Origin of the sequence: Rahnella sp. RFA10(1/100), assembly GCF_004195115.1 — a bacterium.
Lineage (GTDB): Bacteria > Pseudomonadota > Gammaproteobacteria > Enterobacterales > Enterobacteriaceae > Rahnella > Rahnella perminowiae.
Map to the genome: position 1 here is coordinate 281,000 of NZ_SEWR01000001.1, position 15,961 is coordinate 296,960.

Annotated in this window: 12 protein-coding genes; 3 read left to right on the forward strand and 9 right to left on the reverse strand. The window is 53.0% G+C overall.

From position 1 onward, the window contains the following. Positions 1 to 53 precede the first annotated feature (53 nt). On the forward strand, positions 54 to 359 hold the full coding sequence (locus ETV65_RS01180) for a YdbL family protein (protein ID WP_129952108.1): 306 nt from the start codon (positions 54 to 56) through the stop codon (positions 357 to 359). Between the two features lie 124 nt (positions 360 to 483). Here ETV65_RS01180 and ETV65_RS01185 read toward each other — a convergent pair whose 3' ends face one another. After that, positions 484 to 1,101 carry an FMN-dependent NADH-azoreductase gene (locus ETV65_RS01185; protein WP_129951185.1) on the reverse strand — a complete coding sequence of 206 codons (618 nt, stop codon included), beginning with the start codon at positions 1,099 to 1,101 and terminating at the stop codon, positions 484 to 486. 300 nt (positions 1,102 to 1,401) lie between these two features. On the opposite strand from ETV65_RS01185, the gene hrpA reads away from it, so the two are divergent. After that, positions 1,402 to 5,277, forward strand: coding sequence for an ATP-dependent RNA helicase HrpA (hrpA, locus tag ETV65_RS01190; RefSeq protein WP_129951186.1), 3,876 nt, complete (start codon positions 1,402 to 1,404; stop codon positions 5,275 to 5,277). Between the two features lie 77 nt (positions 5,278 to 5,354). On the opposite strand, the gene ETV65_RS01195 is transcribed toward hrpA, so the two are convergent. The 5 genes from ETV65_RS01195 to rstA all read right to left on the reverse strand — a co-directional run bounded on the left by ETV65_RS01195 (position 5,355) and on the right by rstA (position 11,273). Continuing rightward, on the reverse strand, positions 5,355 to 6,236 hold the full coding sequence (locus ETV65_RS01195) for a serine protease (protein ID WP_129951187.1): 882 nt from the start codon (positions 6,234 to 6,236) through the stop codon (positions 5,355 to 5,357). 339 nt (positions 6,237 to 6,575) lie between these two features. Then, on the reverse strand, positions 6,576 to 7,004 hold the full coding sequence (asr, locus tag ETV65_RS01200) for an acid resistance repetitive basic protein Asr (RefSeq protein ID WP_129951188.1): 429 nt from the start codon (positions 7,002 to 7,004) through the stop codon (positions 6,576 to 6,578). A 732-nt stretch (positions 7,005 to 7,736) separates the two neighbouring features. After that, positions 7,737 to 9,218 (reverse strand): carboxypeptidase M32, encoded by a 1,482-nt coding sequence (locus ETV65_RS01205; RefSeq protein WP_129951189.1) that lies wholly within the window; start codon positions 9,216 to 9,218, stop codon positions 7,737 to 7,739. Next, positions 9,202 to 10,545, reverse strand: coding sequence for a two-component system sensor histidine kinase RstB (rstB, locus tag ETV65_RS01210; RefSeq protein WP_129951190.1), 1,344 nt, complete (start codon positions 10,543 to 10,545; stop codon positions 9,202 to 9,204). Before rstB ends, ETV65_RS01205 begins: the two co-directional genes overlap by 17 nt. Beyond that, positions 10,542 to 11,273, reverse strand: a complete 732-nt coding sequence (gene rstA / locus ETV65_RS01215) for a two-component system response regulator RstA (RefSeq protein ID WP_129951191.1) — start codon at positions 11,271 to 11,273, stop codon at positions 10,542 to 10,544. Before rstA ends, rstB begins: the two co-directional genes overlap by 4 nt. A 283-nt stretch (positions 11,274 to 11,556) precedes the next feature. Here rstA and ETV65_RS01220 point away from each other — a divergent pair, with 283 nt between their 5' ends. Then, complete coding sequence (locus ETV65_RS01220; protein ID WP_129951192.1) at positions 11,557 to 11,976, forward strand: hypothetical protein; 420 nt, start codon at positions 11,557 to 11,559, stop codon at positions 11,974 to 11,976. 63 nt (positions 11,977 to 12,039) lie between these two features. Here the strand turns inward: ETV65_RS01220 and ETV65_RS01225 are convergent, their stop codons facing one another. From ETV65_RS01225 to ETV65_RS01235, 3 genes are read right to left on the reverse strand one after another with little or no spacing between them, the layout of a single operon-like run. Next, positions 12,040 to 13,275 (reverse strand): cytochrome c, encoded by a 1,236-nt coding sequence (locus ETV65_RS01225; RefSeq protein ID WP_129951193.1) that lies wholly within the window; start codon positions 13,273 to 13,275, stop codon positions 12,040 to 12,042. Beyond that, on the reverse strand, positions 13,272 to 15,035 hold the full coding sequence (locus ETV65_RS01230; RefSeq protein WP_129951194.1) for a GMC family oxidoreductase: 1,764 nt from the start codon (positions 15,033 to 15,035) through the stop codon (positions 13,272 to 13,274). Before ETV65_RS01230 ends, ETV65_RS01225 begins: the two co-directional genes overlap by 4 nt. Positions 15,036 to 15,050: 15 nt before the next feature. Continuing rightward, positions 15,051 to 15,800, reverse strand: coding sequence for a gluconate 2-dehydrogenase subunit 3 family protein (locus tag ETV65_RS01235; RefSeq protein WP_129951195.1), 750 nt, complete (start codon positions 15,798 to 15,800; stop codon positions 15,051 to 15,053). Positions 15,801 to 15,961 lie beyond the last annotated feature (161 nt).

Genomic DNA, 15,961 nt, shown 5'->3' on the forward strand with positions numbered 1-15,961 from the left:
CACGTATGTCCGGGCTATTTATCAAAAAGAACGGCATCAAAAAAATCAGCCTGATGTGGCTGATCAGCGGATTACTGTTTTGCAGCCAGGCATTCGCGTTAACGCTCAGTGAAGCCAAACAGCAGGGGCGCGTGGGTGAAACGCTGTCTGGCTATCTGGCTCCGCTTAAACAGGACCCGGAAAGTGTCGCACTTGCTGTAAAAATCAACGACGCCCGCAAGCAGCAATACACCCAAGTTGCGCGGGACAACAACGTCAGCACCGAGGATGTGGCTAAACTGGCCGGGCAAAAACTGGTCGCCAGAGCCGGTAAGGGCGAATATGTCCGGGGCATCAACGGGCAGTGGTTGCAAAAGTAAACGGGGAAAACACAGGGCAAAAAAATAGCGCGCCTTTCAGCGCGCAATAGCTTTATCACAACATCATCTGAGCGGAACGGACAGATTCTTAAGTGAATGGGTGCTCAGATTGTGATAACGATAATTATGCGGCAGACAGTTCTTTGATAGCGGCATCGATTGCTGTTTTCGCATCAGCCTGCGCTTTTGTGGCGACTTCAGGACCGTATGCGATGCCTTCCGCGTAAACGAACTCTACGTCGCTCATGCCCAGGAAGCCCAGGAACAGCGACAGGTATGGCGCAACCAGGTCACTCGGGGTGTCTTTATGGATGCCACCACGGCTGGTCAGAACGATAACACGTTTACCTTTCACCAGGCCTTCCGGGCCTTTCTCGGTGTATTTGAAGGTCACACCGGCACGTGCCACCAGATCAAAATAGTTTTTCAGCTGGGTAGGAATGTTGAAGTTGTACATGGGTGCCGCGATCACGATCACGTCATGCGCCTGCAATTCTTCAATCAGGGTATTGGACAGCGCCAGGGCTTCTTCCTGACGTGGTGTCAGCGGAGCATCGGATGGACGCAGTGCGCCAACCAGTTCACCGTCAAGTACCGGGATCGGATCAGCAGCCAGGTCACGAACTGTTACGGCAGAACCGCTGTTTGCAGCCTGATACTGCGCAACCAGGTAATCGGCCAGCTGGTTTGACTGAGAGAAGTTAGCCAGAATGCTTGATTTCAGAACGAGTATTTTGCTCATTAGTGAGTTCCTTAACGGTGTGATACATAGGGTATTGGTTTTTATAACCACGATGTCCCCGGAATGGAACTTACTTTATTCACAAAGCTTATTCAGTGATAGCGCAATATTTAGAGACCTATCATCGATTTTTTTGAACAACTTAAAATCCAGGCATCGCACGCCTGTTTTCAGCATGTTCAATCCCTTGTGTTAACATAGACGCAAGCAGGTAAGGCATAAACCTTCCTCATCACCCATTCAGATTCAGCCGGTGGCGGCCCATGTCCTCCGGCTGACATGCAACAAGGAATTGTGAACGTGAAATCACCGCTCGCGGCACTATCAGCGCAGTTAGACGGGCTGATGCTACGTGACCGGCAACGCCTGCAACGTCGTTTGCAGGGTGCCAGAAAGATTGATAAACCCGAAGCACTCGATGCGTTACGTGCTGAGATCCAGACTGCCATCAACGAGAGCCTGAAAAAAGTCAGCGCCCGTGAAGCCTCGCGGCCAAAAATCAGCTACCCGGAAAACCTGCCGGTCAGTCAGAAGAAAGACGATATTTATAACGCCATCCGTGATCATCAGGTGGTGATTGTGGCGGGTGAAACCGGTTCCGGTAAAACCACGCAGATCCCTAAAATCTGTATGGAACTCGGGCGCGGTATCAAAGGCGTGATTGGTCATACCCAGCCGCGTCGTCTGGCCGCGCGGACCGTGGCCAACCGTATTGCTGACGAGCTGGATACCACGCTGGGTAACACGGTCGGTTATAAAGTGCGATTTAACGATCAGGTCAGTGAAAACACCCTCGTTAAGCTGATGACCGACGGCATTTTGCTGGCCGAAATCCAGCAAGATCGCATGCTGATGCAGTACGACACGCTGATCATCGATGAAGCGCATGAGCGCAGCCTGAACATCGACTTTATTCTCGGTTATCTGCGCCAGTTGCTGCCCAAACGCCCGGATCTGAAAGTCATTATTACCTCGGCGACCATCGATCCTCAGCGGTTTTCACGTCATTTTAATCATGCGCCGGTCATTGAAGTCTCCGGCCGGACTTATCCGGTTGACGTGCGTTATCGTCCGATTGTGGATGACGCAGATGATGTGGATCGTGATCAGTTGCAGGCGATTTTCGACGCAGTCGATGAACTGGGTCGTGAAAGCATGGGCGACATTCTGATATTCATGAGCGGTGAACGTGAAATTCGTGATACTGCCGATGCACTGAACCGGCTCGATTTGCCGCACACGGAGATTTTGCCGCTGTATGCACGGCTGTCGAACAGCGAACAGAACCGCGTATTCCAGTCGCATTCCGGACGCCGTATCGTGCTGGCGACCAACGTTGCCGAAACCTCGCTGACCGTGCCGGGCATTAAATATGTCATTGATCCTGGCACCGCGCGTATCAGCCGTTACAGTTTCCGCACTAAAGTGCAGCGCCTGCCGATTGAGCCGGTTTCGCAGGCTTCCGCTAACCAGCGTAAAGGCCGTTGCGGACGCGTTTCTGAAGGTATCTGTATTCGCCTGTATTCTGAGCAGGATTTCCTGTCGCGCCCGGAATTTACCGATCCTGAAATCCTGCGCACCAATCTGGCTTCCGTCATTTTACAAATGACGTCGCTGGGTCTCGGTGATATCGCTGCGTTCCCGTTTGTTGAAGCGCCGGATAAACGCAATATTCAGGACGGCGTACGTCTGCTGGAAGAGCTGAACGCCATTAACAGTGCTGTCGATGGCCGCTATACGCTGACGCCGCTGGGGCGTCAGCTGGCGCAACTGCCGGTGGATCCGCGTCTGGCCCGCATGGTGCTGGAAGCACAGAAAAATGGCTGCGTACGCGAAGTGATGATCATTACCGCCGCGCTGTCGATTCAGGATCCGCGTGAACGCCCCATGGATAAACAGCAGGCGTCTGATGAAAAACATCGCCGTTTTGCTGATAAAGATTCTGATTTCCTGGCATTTGTGAATTTGTGGGATTATCTGAAAGTGCAGCAAAAAGAGCTGTCTTCAGCACAGTTCCGCAAGTTGTGCCGCAGCGATTTCCTCAATTATTTGCGCGTGCGCGAATGGCAGGATATTTATACCCAGTTGCGACAGGTAGTGAAAGAACTGGGGCTGCCGGTTAACAGCACACCCGCCGAATACCGTGAAATCCACTGTGCATTGCTGACCGGTTTGCTGTCGCATATCGGCCAGAAAGATGCCGATAAACAGGAATATACCGGTGCGCGCAATGCCCGTTTTGCCGTCTTCCCGGGCTCCGGATTATTCAAAAAGCCACCGAAATGGGTGATGGTGGCCGAACTGGTGGAAACCAGTCGTCTGTGGGGGCGCATTGCCGCACGAATCGAACCGGAATGGATCGAGCCGCTGGCCAGGCATCTGGCGAAAAGCAGTTACAGTGAGCCGCACTGGGAAAAAGCGCAGGGCGCTGTGATGGCAACGGAGAAAGTGACACTCTACGGACTGCCGATTGTGGCGGCGCGTCGGGTGAATTACGGCACCATCGATCCGGTAGTCTCGCGCGAACTGTTTATCCGTCATGCACTGGTGGAAGGCGACTGGCAGACGCGTCATGCGTTCTTCCGCGCTAACCTGCGCCTGCGTACCGAAGTGGAAGAGCTGGAACATAAATCCCGCCGTCGCGATATTCTGGTCGATGACGAGACTCTCTTCCTGTTCTACGAACAACGCATCGGGCAGGAAGTAGTATCGGCGCGTCACTTTGATACCTGGTGGAAAACGCAGCCGCAGGACAGCCTGAACTTTGAAAAAAGTATGCTGATTAAAGAGGGTGCGGGCAATATCAGCGCCCACGATTACCCGAATTTCTGGCATCAGGGTAACCTCAAGCTGCGTATTACGTACCAGTTTGAGCCAGGTACCGATGCTGATGGCGTGACCGTACATATTCCTTTACCTCTGCTCAATCAGGTGAGTGAGGAAGGTTTCGACTGGCAAATTCCGGGGATCCGCCGTGATCTGATTATGGCGCTGATCAAATCGCTGCCAAAACCGGTTCGTCGTAACTTTGTGCCCGCACCAAATTACGCCGATGCCTTGCTCGGGCGCATCAAACCGTTTGAGATGCCGTTGCTGGATGCGATGGAAAAAGAACTGCGTAAAATGAGCGGCGTGACAGTGTCACGGGAAAGCTGGCAATGGGATCAGGTCCCGGATCATCTCAAAATGACGTTCCGCATCGTCGATGATAAAAACAAAACACTTCGTGAGGGTAAGGATCTCACTGCGCTGAAATCGGGTCTGAAAGAGCAGGTGCAGCAAACGCTTTCTGCGGTGGCTGATGACGGCATCGAACAGCGCGATCTGCATGTCTGGAGTTTTGGCACTTTGCCGGAACGCTATGAACAAAAGCGCGGCGGCTATGAAGTGAAGGCTTATCCGGCGATTGTCGATGAAAAGGACAGCGTGGCAATCCGCCTGTTTGACAGTGAACTGGAACAGCAGCAGGCCATGCTCAGCGGGATGCGGCGTTTGCTGTTGCTGAACATTCCTTCGCCCGTCAAATACCTGCACGAGAAGTTGCCGAACAAAGCCAAACTGGGATTGTATTTTAACCCGTACGGTAAAGTGCTGGATCTGATTGACGACTGCATTTCGTGCGGCATCGACAAACTGATTGCAGAGTCCGGCGGGCTGGTGTGGCGCGAAGAAGATTTTGCCAAATTACATGAGCATGTTCGCGCAAATCTGAATGATACGGTGGTGCAAATCGCCATTCAGGTGGAACAGATCCTGACGACAGTATTCAACATTAATAAACGGCTGAAAGGACGAATTGATATCACCCTGGCACTGGCGCTTTCAGATATCAAGGCGCAGATGTCCGGACTGATTTATCGTGGATTCGTGACACAAAATGGCTGGAAACGGTTGCCGGATACGCTGCGTTATTTGCAGGCGATTGAGCGCAGGATGGACAAACTGGCCATGGACCCTCACCGCGACCGTGCGCAGATGTTGAAAGTAGAACACATCCAGCAGCAATGGCAGCAGTGGTTCAATAAATTGCCGCCGGTACGTCAGCAAAGTGAGGAAGTGAAAGAAGTGCGCTGGATGATTGAAGAATTGCGTGTCAGCTACTTTGCCCAGCAACTGGGTACCCCGTATCCCATCTCGGATAAAAGGATTTTGCAGACGATGGAGCAACTGATTTAACGGGTTCTCAACACTAAGAAACCGCCTTATACACACAAAGGCGGTTTTTTTATGTTCTGAAATGGTGATGCTTACGGTTACTGAGCGGGCATCGTTACCGCAGTACTCGCGCTGATTATCCCTGAAGAAAGGGTATTCAGGGCATCGCGGATAGCCGGAACGGCCAGTGCGCGGTTATCGGCCAGATACCGGTCTTTTGCTGCCGGCGCGGAGCTTTGAATTGCGACCAGCGACCAGCCATCGGCGTTTTTCAGCAACAGTGGTGAGCCACTGTCTCCCGGCAAAGTATCGCAGCGGTGCGATAACACGCCTGGCTGTGCCCATCCGGTGATCAGACAATCCTGATGGACGTACAAATCATCCAGATGATCTTCCGGGTATCCTGCCTGAGTCACTTTTCTGCCTTCCTGTTTTAGCAGAGCGGTCAGATCGTCGCGTGTGCCTTCCCACAATGGCAGGGGTTTAATCGGCAATGCCAGCTGTTCATCCGTCAGGCGAACCAGTGCAAAATCAAACGGCGCCGCCTTAGGCGGAACAATCCAGCCATCGCCATCGGCTTTCAGCTTCTTGCCCAATTTCGGATCGACCAGCGTTTGTAATGCGGTGATCTGATATCGCCATTTCTGATGATGAGAAATGAATCGCAGTGCCACAACTTTGTCTATTTTACCCGGAGGTGCCAGCACACAGTGGCCTGCCGTGAGGACAAGATGTTTAGAAATGAGGGTTGCAGTGCATAAATTGCCGCTCTCGGTTTCAATTTGCCCGATGGCCTGCCATGGCCAGTGCACCGCAGCGGCCACCGGTATGCGTTGATCGTGGCCAAAGAATAGGGCTGTTTTTTCTTTCAAACTGATTGAAGGTGTGTCGGAATCTGCATCATCAGGAGAGTCTGCATGTACGAGGGGACTGGCGGTAAAACAGAAAAAGCACAAAAACAGCGGTAACGCGATGCGCATAACATTCTGACCTTGAAAACAGGGAGAACCCAGGAAGCCGTTATTATGGAACGATTATAGACGGTTATATTTCGTGGTGGATATATTTGTCCGGTAACTCAGCCTTTTGAGCCGATGACGGGCGTCATCGCGGGGTACTTCAGAAGTAGAAGAACAGGGTGATCAGTCCGCAAAGGATCAGAGAGCACAGGGTGATTTCGAACAGATAGCGGCGCAGCATCTTCCATCAGTACCTCAAGATAGAAAACCGGAGAAAAAAACACCCGGCGAACCGGGTGTTAAATCATCAGTCTTGATAATGGTGAGTAGATACGCTCACAAAGACTTCTTACTGACTACTTATGCTGCTGGTGTTGCTTTTGCAGCCGGTGCAGCTTTTTTAGCGTGTTTTACGTGTTTTTTAGCAGCCTGCGCTTTCTGAGCTACAGGAGCCGCTTTTTTAGCGTGTTTCACGTGTTTTTTGGCAGCCTGCGCTTTCTGAGCTACAGGAGCTGCTTTCTTAGCGTGTTTCACGTGTTTTTTAGCCGCTTGCGCTTTCTGAGCTACAGGAGCTGCTTTCTTAGCGTGTTTTTTGTGTTTTTTAGCAGCCTGCGCTTTCTGGGCGACTTTCTTGTGAGTCTTGTGCTTAGTCACGTGCTTGGCAGCCGGTGCCGGAGCAGCGGTAGTTGCTGCAGCAGCAGGTGCCGGAGCTGCAGTAGTTTCAGCAGCGAAAGCGACAGAAGACAGACCCATTGCAGCGGCTACAACCAGAGCTAATACTTTTTTCATCTTTAATTCCTCAGAATTTTTGTTTAAGTGTCCACCCCACTGCGGGGCCGGTATGAGGAATACTAGGCGTGTCAGGTCAGGTTGTCCGTGAGTGATTGGTTTCGGCGTGTAACGGAATGTACAAAGGAGGGGTTTTAGGAAAATCAATAAGATAGTCTTTCAACTTCAAATTCAACTTCAACTTCAACTTCAAAACCGTGGGCGTCGGCCCACACCGACCAGAGACCCGGTAACGCGCGGGCCTCTGGACTCCGCGCTTTTTTCACTGCGCGCTTCGCTGGAGACTATGTTTCATCAGCCGCAGTGATAGCCGCAAAACCCCGCCGCTGCGCGATTCCCTTCGTTCGGGTTACAACCCGCGCAAAAAGATGCGCGGTTTTCCACCTCTCTCTCCGGCGTGATTTTGGAACCGGCCTCAGGCTTCTACTTCACAACCTCACTCTCTTTATTTTTTAAAAAGCTGCGGGCGATTCAGAAATCTTGCTGAACGGAGCGGCTTCGAGACCCAAGGCTCGAAGACCGAGAGAAGGCACCGCGTAGCGGCAAGATTTCCAGCCTGTCGCTGCGGTACCTGAAACATAGCCAGCGAGCGGAGCGCGCAGTAAAAGAGCCGGAGATTCTTAAGAGGTGCGGCGATAGGCGCCTCTTAAGGCCGGTTTGGGTGGCAACCCAAGGTCTTGACCTTAAGGCCTGTGTGGGTGGCAACCCACGGTCTTGACTATGCCCCTCCGCCTACAAGTATCGCCCTTCCAGATGCGCCCGGAAGAATGCCGGGTTCAGCGTTTCGCCTGTCGCGTTTTTCATCAGCTGATCTGTCGTGAACCGGCTGCCATGCTGCCAGATATTCTGTTGCAGCCACTGGAACAGCGCTGTCAGGTCGCCACGGACAATATCATCCTGCAACGTGGGTATGGCTTTATTGGCAGTCCGGAACAGTTGTGCAGCGTACATCGCGCCCAGGGTGTAGGTCGGGAAGTAACCGAAGCCGCCGTCGGTCCAGTGGATATCCTGCATACAGCCGTCGCGGTAGTTGCCAACGGTATCGATGCCCAGATATTCCTTCATCTTTCTGTTCCACAGGGCCGGGATATCATCCACTTCAATTTCACCTTCCATCAGCGCTTTTTCGATTTCATAACGCAGGATGACGTGCGCCGGATAGCTCAGTTCATCGGCGTCAACCCGGATAAAGCCCGGCTGGACGCGCTGGTTCAGCTTCATAAAGTTGCTTTCGTCCAGTCCTTCGCGATGGCCGAATTGTTCGATAACCAGCGGATAGACAGATTTCAGGAACGGCTCACTGCAACCCAGTTGCATTTCAAACAGCAGGCTTTGAGATTCGTGTACTCCCATTGAACGGGCGTTGGAAACCGGCTGGCCCAGCCATTCTTTTGGCAGATTTTGCTCGTAACGTGCATGACCGGTTTCATGGATAACGCCCATCATGGCGCTGAGGAATTCATTTTCGTTGTAACGGGTGGTGATACGCACATCCTGCGGGACACCGCCGCAGAACGGGTGCGCGCTGACATCCAGACGACCGGCATCGAAATTAAAGCCCAGTTTGCCCATCACTTTCAGACCCAGCTGGCGCTGTTTTTCGATGTCAAAGGGCCCCTGTGGCGCAATGCGTGTCTCCGTTTTTTGCTTTTCGACCACGGTTTGTAACAGATCCGGCAGCCAGGTTTTGAGATCGCCAAACAGCACATCCAGTTTCTGCGAGGTCATGCCCGGTTCGTATAAATCGAGCAGGGCATCATAGCGGCTTATGCCCGTGGCCTCAGCGCGTAACTGCGCCTCCTGACGGCTCAGTTTCACCACTTCTTTGAGATTTTCTGAGAAGCCTTCCCAGTCATTCGATTTACGCTGGATACGCCACGCCTGTTCACAACGTGCGCCTGCCAGCGATTTGGCCTGAACCAGGCTTTCCGGCAATAAAGCGGCCTGCTGATAATGACGGCGCATTTCACGCAGATTGGCCTGTTCCAGGTCATTAAGCTGTTCGCCGCCAGCCTGTTCCAGCCATTCACCAACCTGCTTCGCGGTGAGGATCTGATGCGTCAGCACGCTCAGCTCGGCCAGCGCTTCCGAGCGGGCCTGGCCGCCTTCCGGAGGCATCATGGCTGCCGCATCCCAGCCTGCAATCGCCGATAAATGGCCAAAGCGGGACAAGCGGGCGAAGGTATCGTGTAATTTTTTATAGGCGCTGGTCATTGTGGCTCCCTTCCTGATTTTCGTTATTAGGCTGTTCTGCAGCCAGGTTGAATGTGGGTTTTACCGGCCAGCTGAAACGCAGGCTGGCACCGCCGAGCGGGCTGCCGTCAACAGCAACCCGCCCCTGATAAGCGACGGCGATGGAATGGACGATTGCCAGCCCCAGCCCGCAGCCGCCGGTGGCGCGGTCGCGGCTCGGATCAAGGCGAACAAAGGGCTCAAAGATGCGGGTCCGTTCTTCCGGCGGGATGCCCGGCCCGTCGTCTTCCACCTGCAGGCAGGCCAGTTCACCGTCGAGCCACAGGCTGACGCGCAATGTCTCCTGAGAATAACGCAGACCGTTGTTGACCAGATTGTCGAGCACGCGTTCCATCAGGCGTAAATCCACGCCGCCGAAATCGGTATTTTGCGGCGCGTCATAAAGGATCGTGCGCGCGGTGATCAGCCGGAAATCATCGACTTTGTCTTCCAGCCATTCGGCCAGATTAACTTTTTCCAGATTAAGTGCCACCTGCGGACGGTCCAGGCGTGCATAAGTGAGCAATTCGTCTATCAGCGCTTCAAGCTGGCCGATATCGCGGTTAATGGCGTTTTGTTCCGACTCCGGCAGATTTTCACTGATTGCCAGCCGGTAACGCAGGCGCACCAGCGGCGTACGCAGTTCATGGGCGATGCCGTCAATCAGAAGTTTTTTACTGGCAACCAGGGTGCTGATGTTGTCTGCCATCTGGTTAAAGGCAACGCCCAGCCGGTTGAGGCTGGATGTCGAATCAAAATCAATACGTTCGTCGAGATGACCGTTACCGAGGCGCAGCGCGGAATTCTCCAGCCGCAGCAAATCCTGCCAGTGTGGGCGCATCCACAGAAATACCGGCAGGGCCAGCGATAAACCGATGAAGATCAGCAACCCCAGATCCAGCAGCCGCATTTCGTGCATATAAAACAGGTACGGAATAGGGCCAACGACCAGTACGTAATGGCTGCGCGGCACACGCTGAATAAAGGTATATTCGTCATCGAGCGCAATAATTTCGCCATCTTTAAGACGCTGATCCAGTGCGGGACTGAGTTTGCGTTTACCTAGCGGCTCGATATGCAGTTTGAAAGACAGATTCAGATCCAGCGTATTGATGGTCTTGTTCCAGTCTTTTATCGGAATTTCCCGCAGCTCACTACGCATCAGGTAGAGCGAGCTTTTCATCAAATCGTTCATGGACTGACGGCCGGTGCGTTCTGCGGTGACTTTGTAAACCAGCCCGACCAGCATCGCCATTACCAGAAAACAGACCAGCAGTAACAGAAAGAACTGAATGAAAAGCTTTTTCATTCCTGCAAGGTCTCCCAGGCATTGGGAGCAAACAGATAGCCTTTATTGCGTACGGTTTTGATGCGAAAGGGCTCCAGAGTGTTGTCGTACAGTTTGCGGCGCAGGCGGGAAATCGCGACATCAATGCTACGATCCAACCCGTCATAGCTGACCCCGCGAAGGTTTTTCAGCAGCGCTTCGCGATCCATAATGCGCCCTGCGTGTGTCGCCAGTTCCCACAATAAATCAAAGTCGGAAGTAGAAAGCACTATCGTTTCATCCACCAGCGTCACTTCACGGTTAACCGGGTCGATGCACAACTGACCGAAATGCAGGGCATTGCCACTGCGGAGTGTCTGAACCGGTTGTTCATTTTGGGTATTCTGCGCCGGACTCTGACGTAAATGCAGCCGCAAACGGGCCAGAAGCACCGCCGGTGGCGTCGTTTTCAGAATGTAATCGTTGGCCCCCATTTCCAGCGATAAAATGTGGTTCATGTCGCTGTCGAGCGACGTAAGCAACACAATTGGACCGGGGAACACCGGCCGTAAATCCCGGCACAGTGTCATGCCATCTTTGCCCGGCAACATGATGTCGAGCAGAACCAGATCGGGTTTTTCTTTTTCAATACGTGCCTGCGCGGTATCGCCACGTGGTTCAACCAGCACGTCAATATCATGTTTACCCAGATAGGCGGCGATCAGGTTGCCGACTTCTGCATCATCTTCAACAAAAACGATTTTATTCATTGGCTTGCTGCTTTAAGAAATCCGGTGATTAGCATAACGTGACCCGCAGGGCGACGCTATCGTGCTAGCGTAATAGAACATGTCAGTTTTGCGCGGTATTTTCCATAACCGCAAAATACTTTGGTCAAATTCTGAAATATTGCCGTTGTCAGTTTCCGTTACGCAAAGCACCGCAAGCGACTGGCAAAGTGTCAGTGAATTATGCCATTATATAGATGAATATCTTCGGCGTTATACATTGATTAAATAATTGATTGACCCTGACCAGGAAGAGGAAGAGGGGATGAATGAAAACCGCCTGGTACCCGATGCGCGCAGTCAAAAAGTATCCTTTGACTATATGGAATACTTGTCCGCATCCTGCAAAAAGAAATGGAGTTTTGTTGATGCTATTTATGGCGTGATGCCATTTTTTGGTATGGTTCTGAAATCCCGTTCGAAAAAAGAAAAATCCAGGCAGGAAGCTTTGCGTGCACTGGCCTTACAGGTGGTTTCCACCCAGGTCAGCGACGAGACCAATATTGTCCGGCTGATAGAACTGGCTGAGCAGCAAAATATGTACAGTATTGATATCAATCTGCCTTACTCGCTGACGGAAGAACAACTCACAGCAATAAAAGTAGAATGCAAACACCTGGTGCAGTTAAGCCAGAATAATGATCATTTGTTAGTCCAGATTATGCAGATGCCTCCCCGGCATTGATTTCCCCGGCTGCATTCATGAAAAAGACCGCTTTCGCGGCCTTTATGTTTTCAGGCTTTCCGCTTATTTTTTCAGTTCTGCGCGTAAGTCTTTCACGTCTGAGGCAGAAACCGGCGCGGCGGCATTTCCCCAGCTGTTACGGATATACGTCAGCACATTAGCCACATCGGCATCGCTCATGGTGGCATCAAACGATGGCATTGATGGCGCGGTCGGTTTGCTGTCCGTTGCCACAGGACGGCTGCCCGCCAGTACTACGCGCATAAGTGAAGTAGCGTCGGTCTGGTTGATAAGCGGTGAATCGGCCAGACGAGGGAACAAACCTTCCTGGCCCATACCGGTTGGGGTATGGCAGGCAGAACAACGATCAGCATAAATATTCTTGCCGGCTATCATCGCCTTATCGTCAGCTTTTACTGGCTCAGGGGCGCTGTTACCGCTGTCATGTCCGCTGTCTTTCAGATAAACCGCCACGGCCTTAAGATCATCATCCGTCCAGTGACGGGACGAATTGGTGACTTCTTCCGCCATCGGACCGGAAGCAATATCGAAACGGTTAGAACCGGTTTTCAGATATTGCATCAGATCTTCCTGCGTCCAGTTACCGACACCGGTGTGTTTGTTGCTGGTGATATCCGGCGCGACCCAGCCTTCTATCACGGTCCCTTGCAGGAATTCACTGTCTTTGTCGCCGCCAAGCAGGTTCTTCGGCGTATGACAGGTACCGCAGTGTCCCAGACCTTCAACGATGTAAGCACCGCGATTCCATTGCGCCGACTTATCCATCTGCGGTTTAAATTCGCCTTTGTTGAAGTTCAGCCAGTTCCAGCCCATCAGACTGGTACGCACGTTGAACGGGAAGGGCAACTGGTTGGTTTCAATTTCATTATGCACCGGTTGCAGAGTTTGCAGATACGCCCAGATGGCGGCGTTATCTTCGCGTGTCACTTTCGTGTACGCCGTGAACGGCATCGCGCCGTAAAGACGTTTTCCGCCGTGACCGATGCCCTCCGACATTGCGCGCTGGAAATCATCGAAACTCCATCTGCCGATACCGGTTTGCACATCCGGCGTAATGTTTGCACCGACTAAACGGCCGAACGGGGTTTCAATTGGCACACCGCCGGCAAAGGGTTTGGCGTCCGGCGTGGAGGCGGTATGACAGGCGGCGCAGTCGCCCACGGTTGCCAGATAACGGCCACGTTCAACCTGTTCGAAAGAGCCATCGCCCGCCGCGTGGCTCAGTCCGCTGATGCTCAAAGCCACTAAACCGAGTGAGAATGACGTTAACTTTTTCATGCGATCATCTCTCCCGGTTTTTTCAGATAGTAGTTACGGATTGCATGGGCGGCTTTAAACGCCAGTGCGCCGACGGTTCCGGTCGGGTTATAGCCCGGGTTTTGCGGAAAGGCAGACGCGCCGACCACAAACAGATTAGGCACATCCCAGACCTGCAGATGTTTATTCACCGAACTGGTGGACGGATCCGCACCCATCACAAACCCGCCGACGACGTGCGAAGACTGATACGGCGTACCGTTCCAGTGACCTTTCATCGGGGTGGCCACCAATTGACGAGGATTCATCGCCTTGGCGATTTCGGCTACTTTACCGGTGCAATAGGCGGCCATTTTCAGGTCATTTGCCGGGAAGTCAAAAGTGACGCGCAGCAGCGGACGCCCCAGACGGTCTTTATAGTTCGGATCAAGCGACAGATAGTTGGTTTTAGTGGTGTAGCTACTGGCTTCACAACCGATTGACATCGAACTGAGATAGTTGGCGACTGTGGCTTTTTTCCATTCGCTGCCCCATTTCGGCGTTCCCGGCGGAACAGGGCGGTAGCCGATGGGCGCTCCGCCGATGGGCGTTACGCGGATACTGCCACCGCCAAAGAAGCCCAGGCCGCTGTGGTCAAAGTTGTCGTTATTGAAATCATCAATGCCCATTCCAACCGCGCCTGCGCCGATGAACGGGTTAAAGTTTTTGTCATCAAAGAAGAGCTGTACGCCGTTCGCGGTCTGATAGGCATAATTACGGCCAGTGGTGCCGCTTAACGTGACCGGATCATAGGGTTTGCCGATGCCGGAAAGTAGCATCAGGCGGACGTTTTCGAAGGTAAACGCACTCACAATCACCAGGTCAGCCGGTTGTTCCCATTCATCGCCCGAAGAATCGATATAGACCACGCCCGTGGCGCGTTTGCCGGTAGAGTCGGTCAGCACCTGCATCACTTCACAGTTAGTGCGGGCTTCGAAATTCTCCTTGCGGATCAGCGCCGGTAATACGGTGGTGATGGCGCTGGCCTTGGAGTAGTTCGCGCAGCCGAAGTTTGTGCAGAAACCGCAGAAGGTGCACGGCCCCATTTTCACCCCGAGCGGATTAGTATAAGGCTCGGAAATCAGGGAGGAGGGCACCGGGAACGCTTTGTAACCCATATTGCGCGCCGCTTCAGCAAACAATGTCGGGCCATAGGGCTGATCGAGCGGGCGGGTCGGATATTCAATCGAGCGCATCCCTTCATACGGGTTACCGCCTTCATGATGTTCTCCCTTGACGTTGCTGGCTTTACCGGAAACCCCGGCCAGACGTTCGAAAGAGGCGTAATGCGGTTCCATTTCATCCCAGTCGGTGCCCCAGTCTTGCAGAACCAACTCTTCCGGGATGGCGTTAGCGCCGTAACGCTCGGTCAGATGACTTTTCAGGCGGAATTCATCCGGCTGAAAGCGGAAAGTAATCCCCGCCCAGTGGTTGCCTGCGCCGCCGGTGCCATTTCCCGGGTGAAAAGAACCCCATTCGCGCATCGGCAACGCGGTTTGCGCCGGGTTGTTGCGGATGGTAATGGTGTTCTGGCGGGTACGTAACATCAGTTCCTGCCGGGAGCTGTAGCGTAACTCATCTGTCACCGTCGACACGTTAAAATCACGGGCGGTATCACGCCACGGGCCGCGCTCAATCGCCACCACATTCAGCCCTTCGTCGCACAACTCATTGGCGATGATCGAACCTGCCCAGCCGAGCCCGATCACCACGACGTCGGTTTTAGGTAATTTTTTTGCCATAATCGTGTTCTGCCCTTAGCTTTTTATTTTCCATGCGTCACCGCCGGAAATACTCAGCGGTTCGAGATCGAGTTTCTGATTGTGCTTGCCGATATAGTCGCGGTAGTCGTAACGTGCGCCGGGGAAGCCCAGCATTTTCCACGACACCATATTGCGGTTACCGCCGTAAATCGGGTCAGCAAAGAAACCTTCCATCGTGTTCTTCAGTGCAATGGCAAAGAACATTTTAGAGTCGATCCCTTCAAGGGTGATTTTTCCGCTCTCGAGACCTGACAGGATGTGATCCTGCTGCTCACCGGGCAGATCTTTGAATAACTTCTGATGCTGTGACCGGGTGTATTTATCTAATGCGGCCAGGCCCAGACGGTAGCGCTGTTGCGGAACCAGCGACGACTGATCGCCTTGTTCCGGCGTGCCATCCTGGAAAGGGCCTTGCATATAAAGCCGGGAGGCGGTGCCGTAGAATCCGGCCAGCTGGCGGTCAATAAATACCGCGCATCCGGCGTCTTTTCCGCCCACGCTCAGATCATCGGCGGGCACCAGACGGTCAACAATGGCTTCCATGGCGGCGGCTTCGGCTTCGGTGAAGAACACCCAGCCATCGGTCTCGATGTGCGGCGGCGGGCTGGCGTCAAAGGGGCTCCACACGGGCGTGCCTTTGAGCGTCACCGCATTTGCGGCTTTGGCTGCACCCAATACTGCGGAGGCGGCCGTGAATGAGAGAATTTGTCTGCGGGTCACGCCGGGCAAGGTTTTTTTGCTCATTTATGTTCCCTGTTTGTACATATCACTTTAAGGTCCGGACGCACTCTGCCAGGGCAGTCGGGTGGCATCGGGATAATCGTTAACCTGCTAAGGATAAATGAAAATAGAATGTAAAGATAAATAGTTCGTTTGTTAAAAATGTTATTAAATGTGTGTGATTG

Coding starts and splice junctions, on each gene's coding strand:
- ETV65_RS01180 (WP_129952108.1), top strand. CDS start 54: ATGTGGCTGATCAGCGGATTACTGTTTTGCAGCCAGGCATTCGCGTTA.
- ETV65_RS01185 (WP_129951185.1), bottom strand. CDS start 1,101: ATGAGCAAAATACTCGTTCTGAAATCAAGCATTCTGGCTAACTTCTCT.
- ETV65_RS01195 (WP_129951187.1), bottom strand. CDS start 6,236: ATGCGCATCGCGTTACCGCTGTTTTTGTGCTTTTTCTGTTTTACCGCC.
- asr (WP_129951188.1), bottom strand. CDS start 7,004: ATGAAAAAAGTATTAGCTCTGGTTGTAGCCGCTGCAATGGGTCTGTCT.
- ETV65_RS01205 (WP_129951189.1), bottom strand. CDS start 9,218: ATGACCAGCGCCTATAAAAAATTACACGATACCTTCGCCCGCTTGTCC.
- rstB (WP_129951190.1), bottom strand. CDS start 10,545: ATGAAAAAGCTTTTCATTCAGTTCTTTCTGTTACTGCTGGTCTGTTTT.
- rstA (WP_129951191.1), bottom strand. CDS start 11,273: ATGAATAAAATCGTTTTTGTTGAAGATGATGCAGAAGTCGGCAACCTG.
- ETV65_RS01220 (WP_129951192.1), top strand. CDS start 11,557: ATGAATGAAAACCGCCTGGTACCCGATGCGCGCAGTCAAAAAGTATCC.
- ETV65_RS01225 (WP_129951193.1), bottom strand. CDS start 13,275: ATGAAAAAGTTAACGTCATTCTCACTCGGTTTAGTGGCTTTGAGCATC.
- ETV65_RS01230 (WP_129951194.1), bottom strand. CDS start 15,035: ATGGCAAAAAAATTACCTAAAACCGACGTCGTGGTGATCGGGCTCGGC.
- ETV65_RS01235 (WP_129951195.1), bottom strand. CDS start 15,800: ATGAGCAAAAAAACCTTGCCCGGCGTGACCCGCAGACAAATTCTCTCA.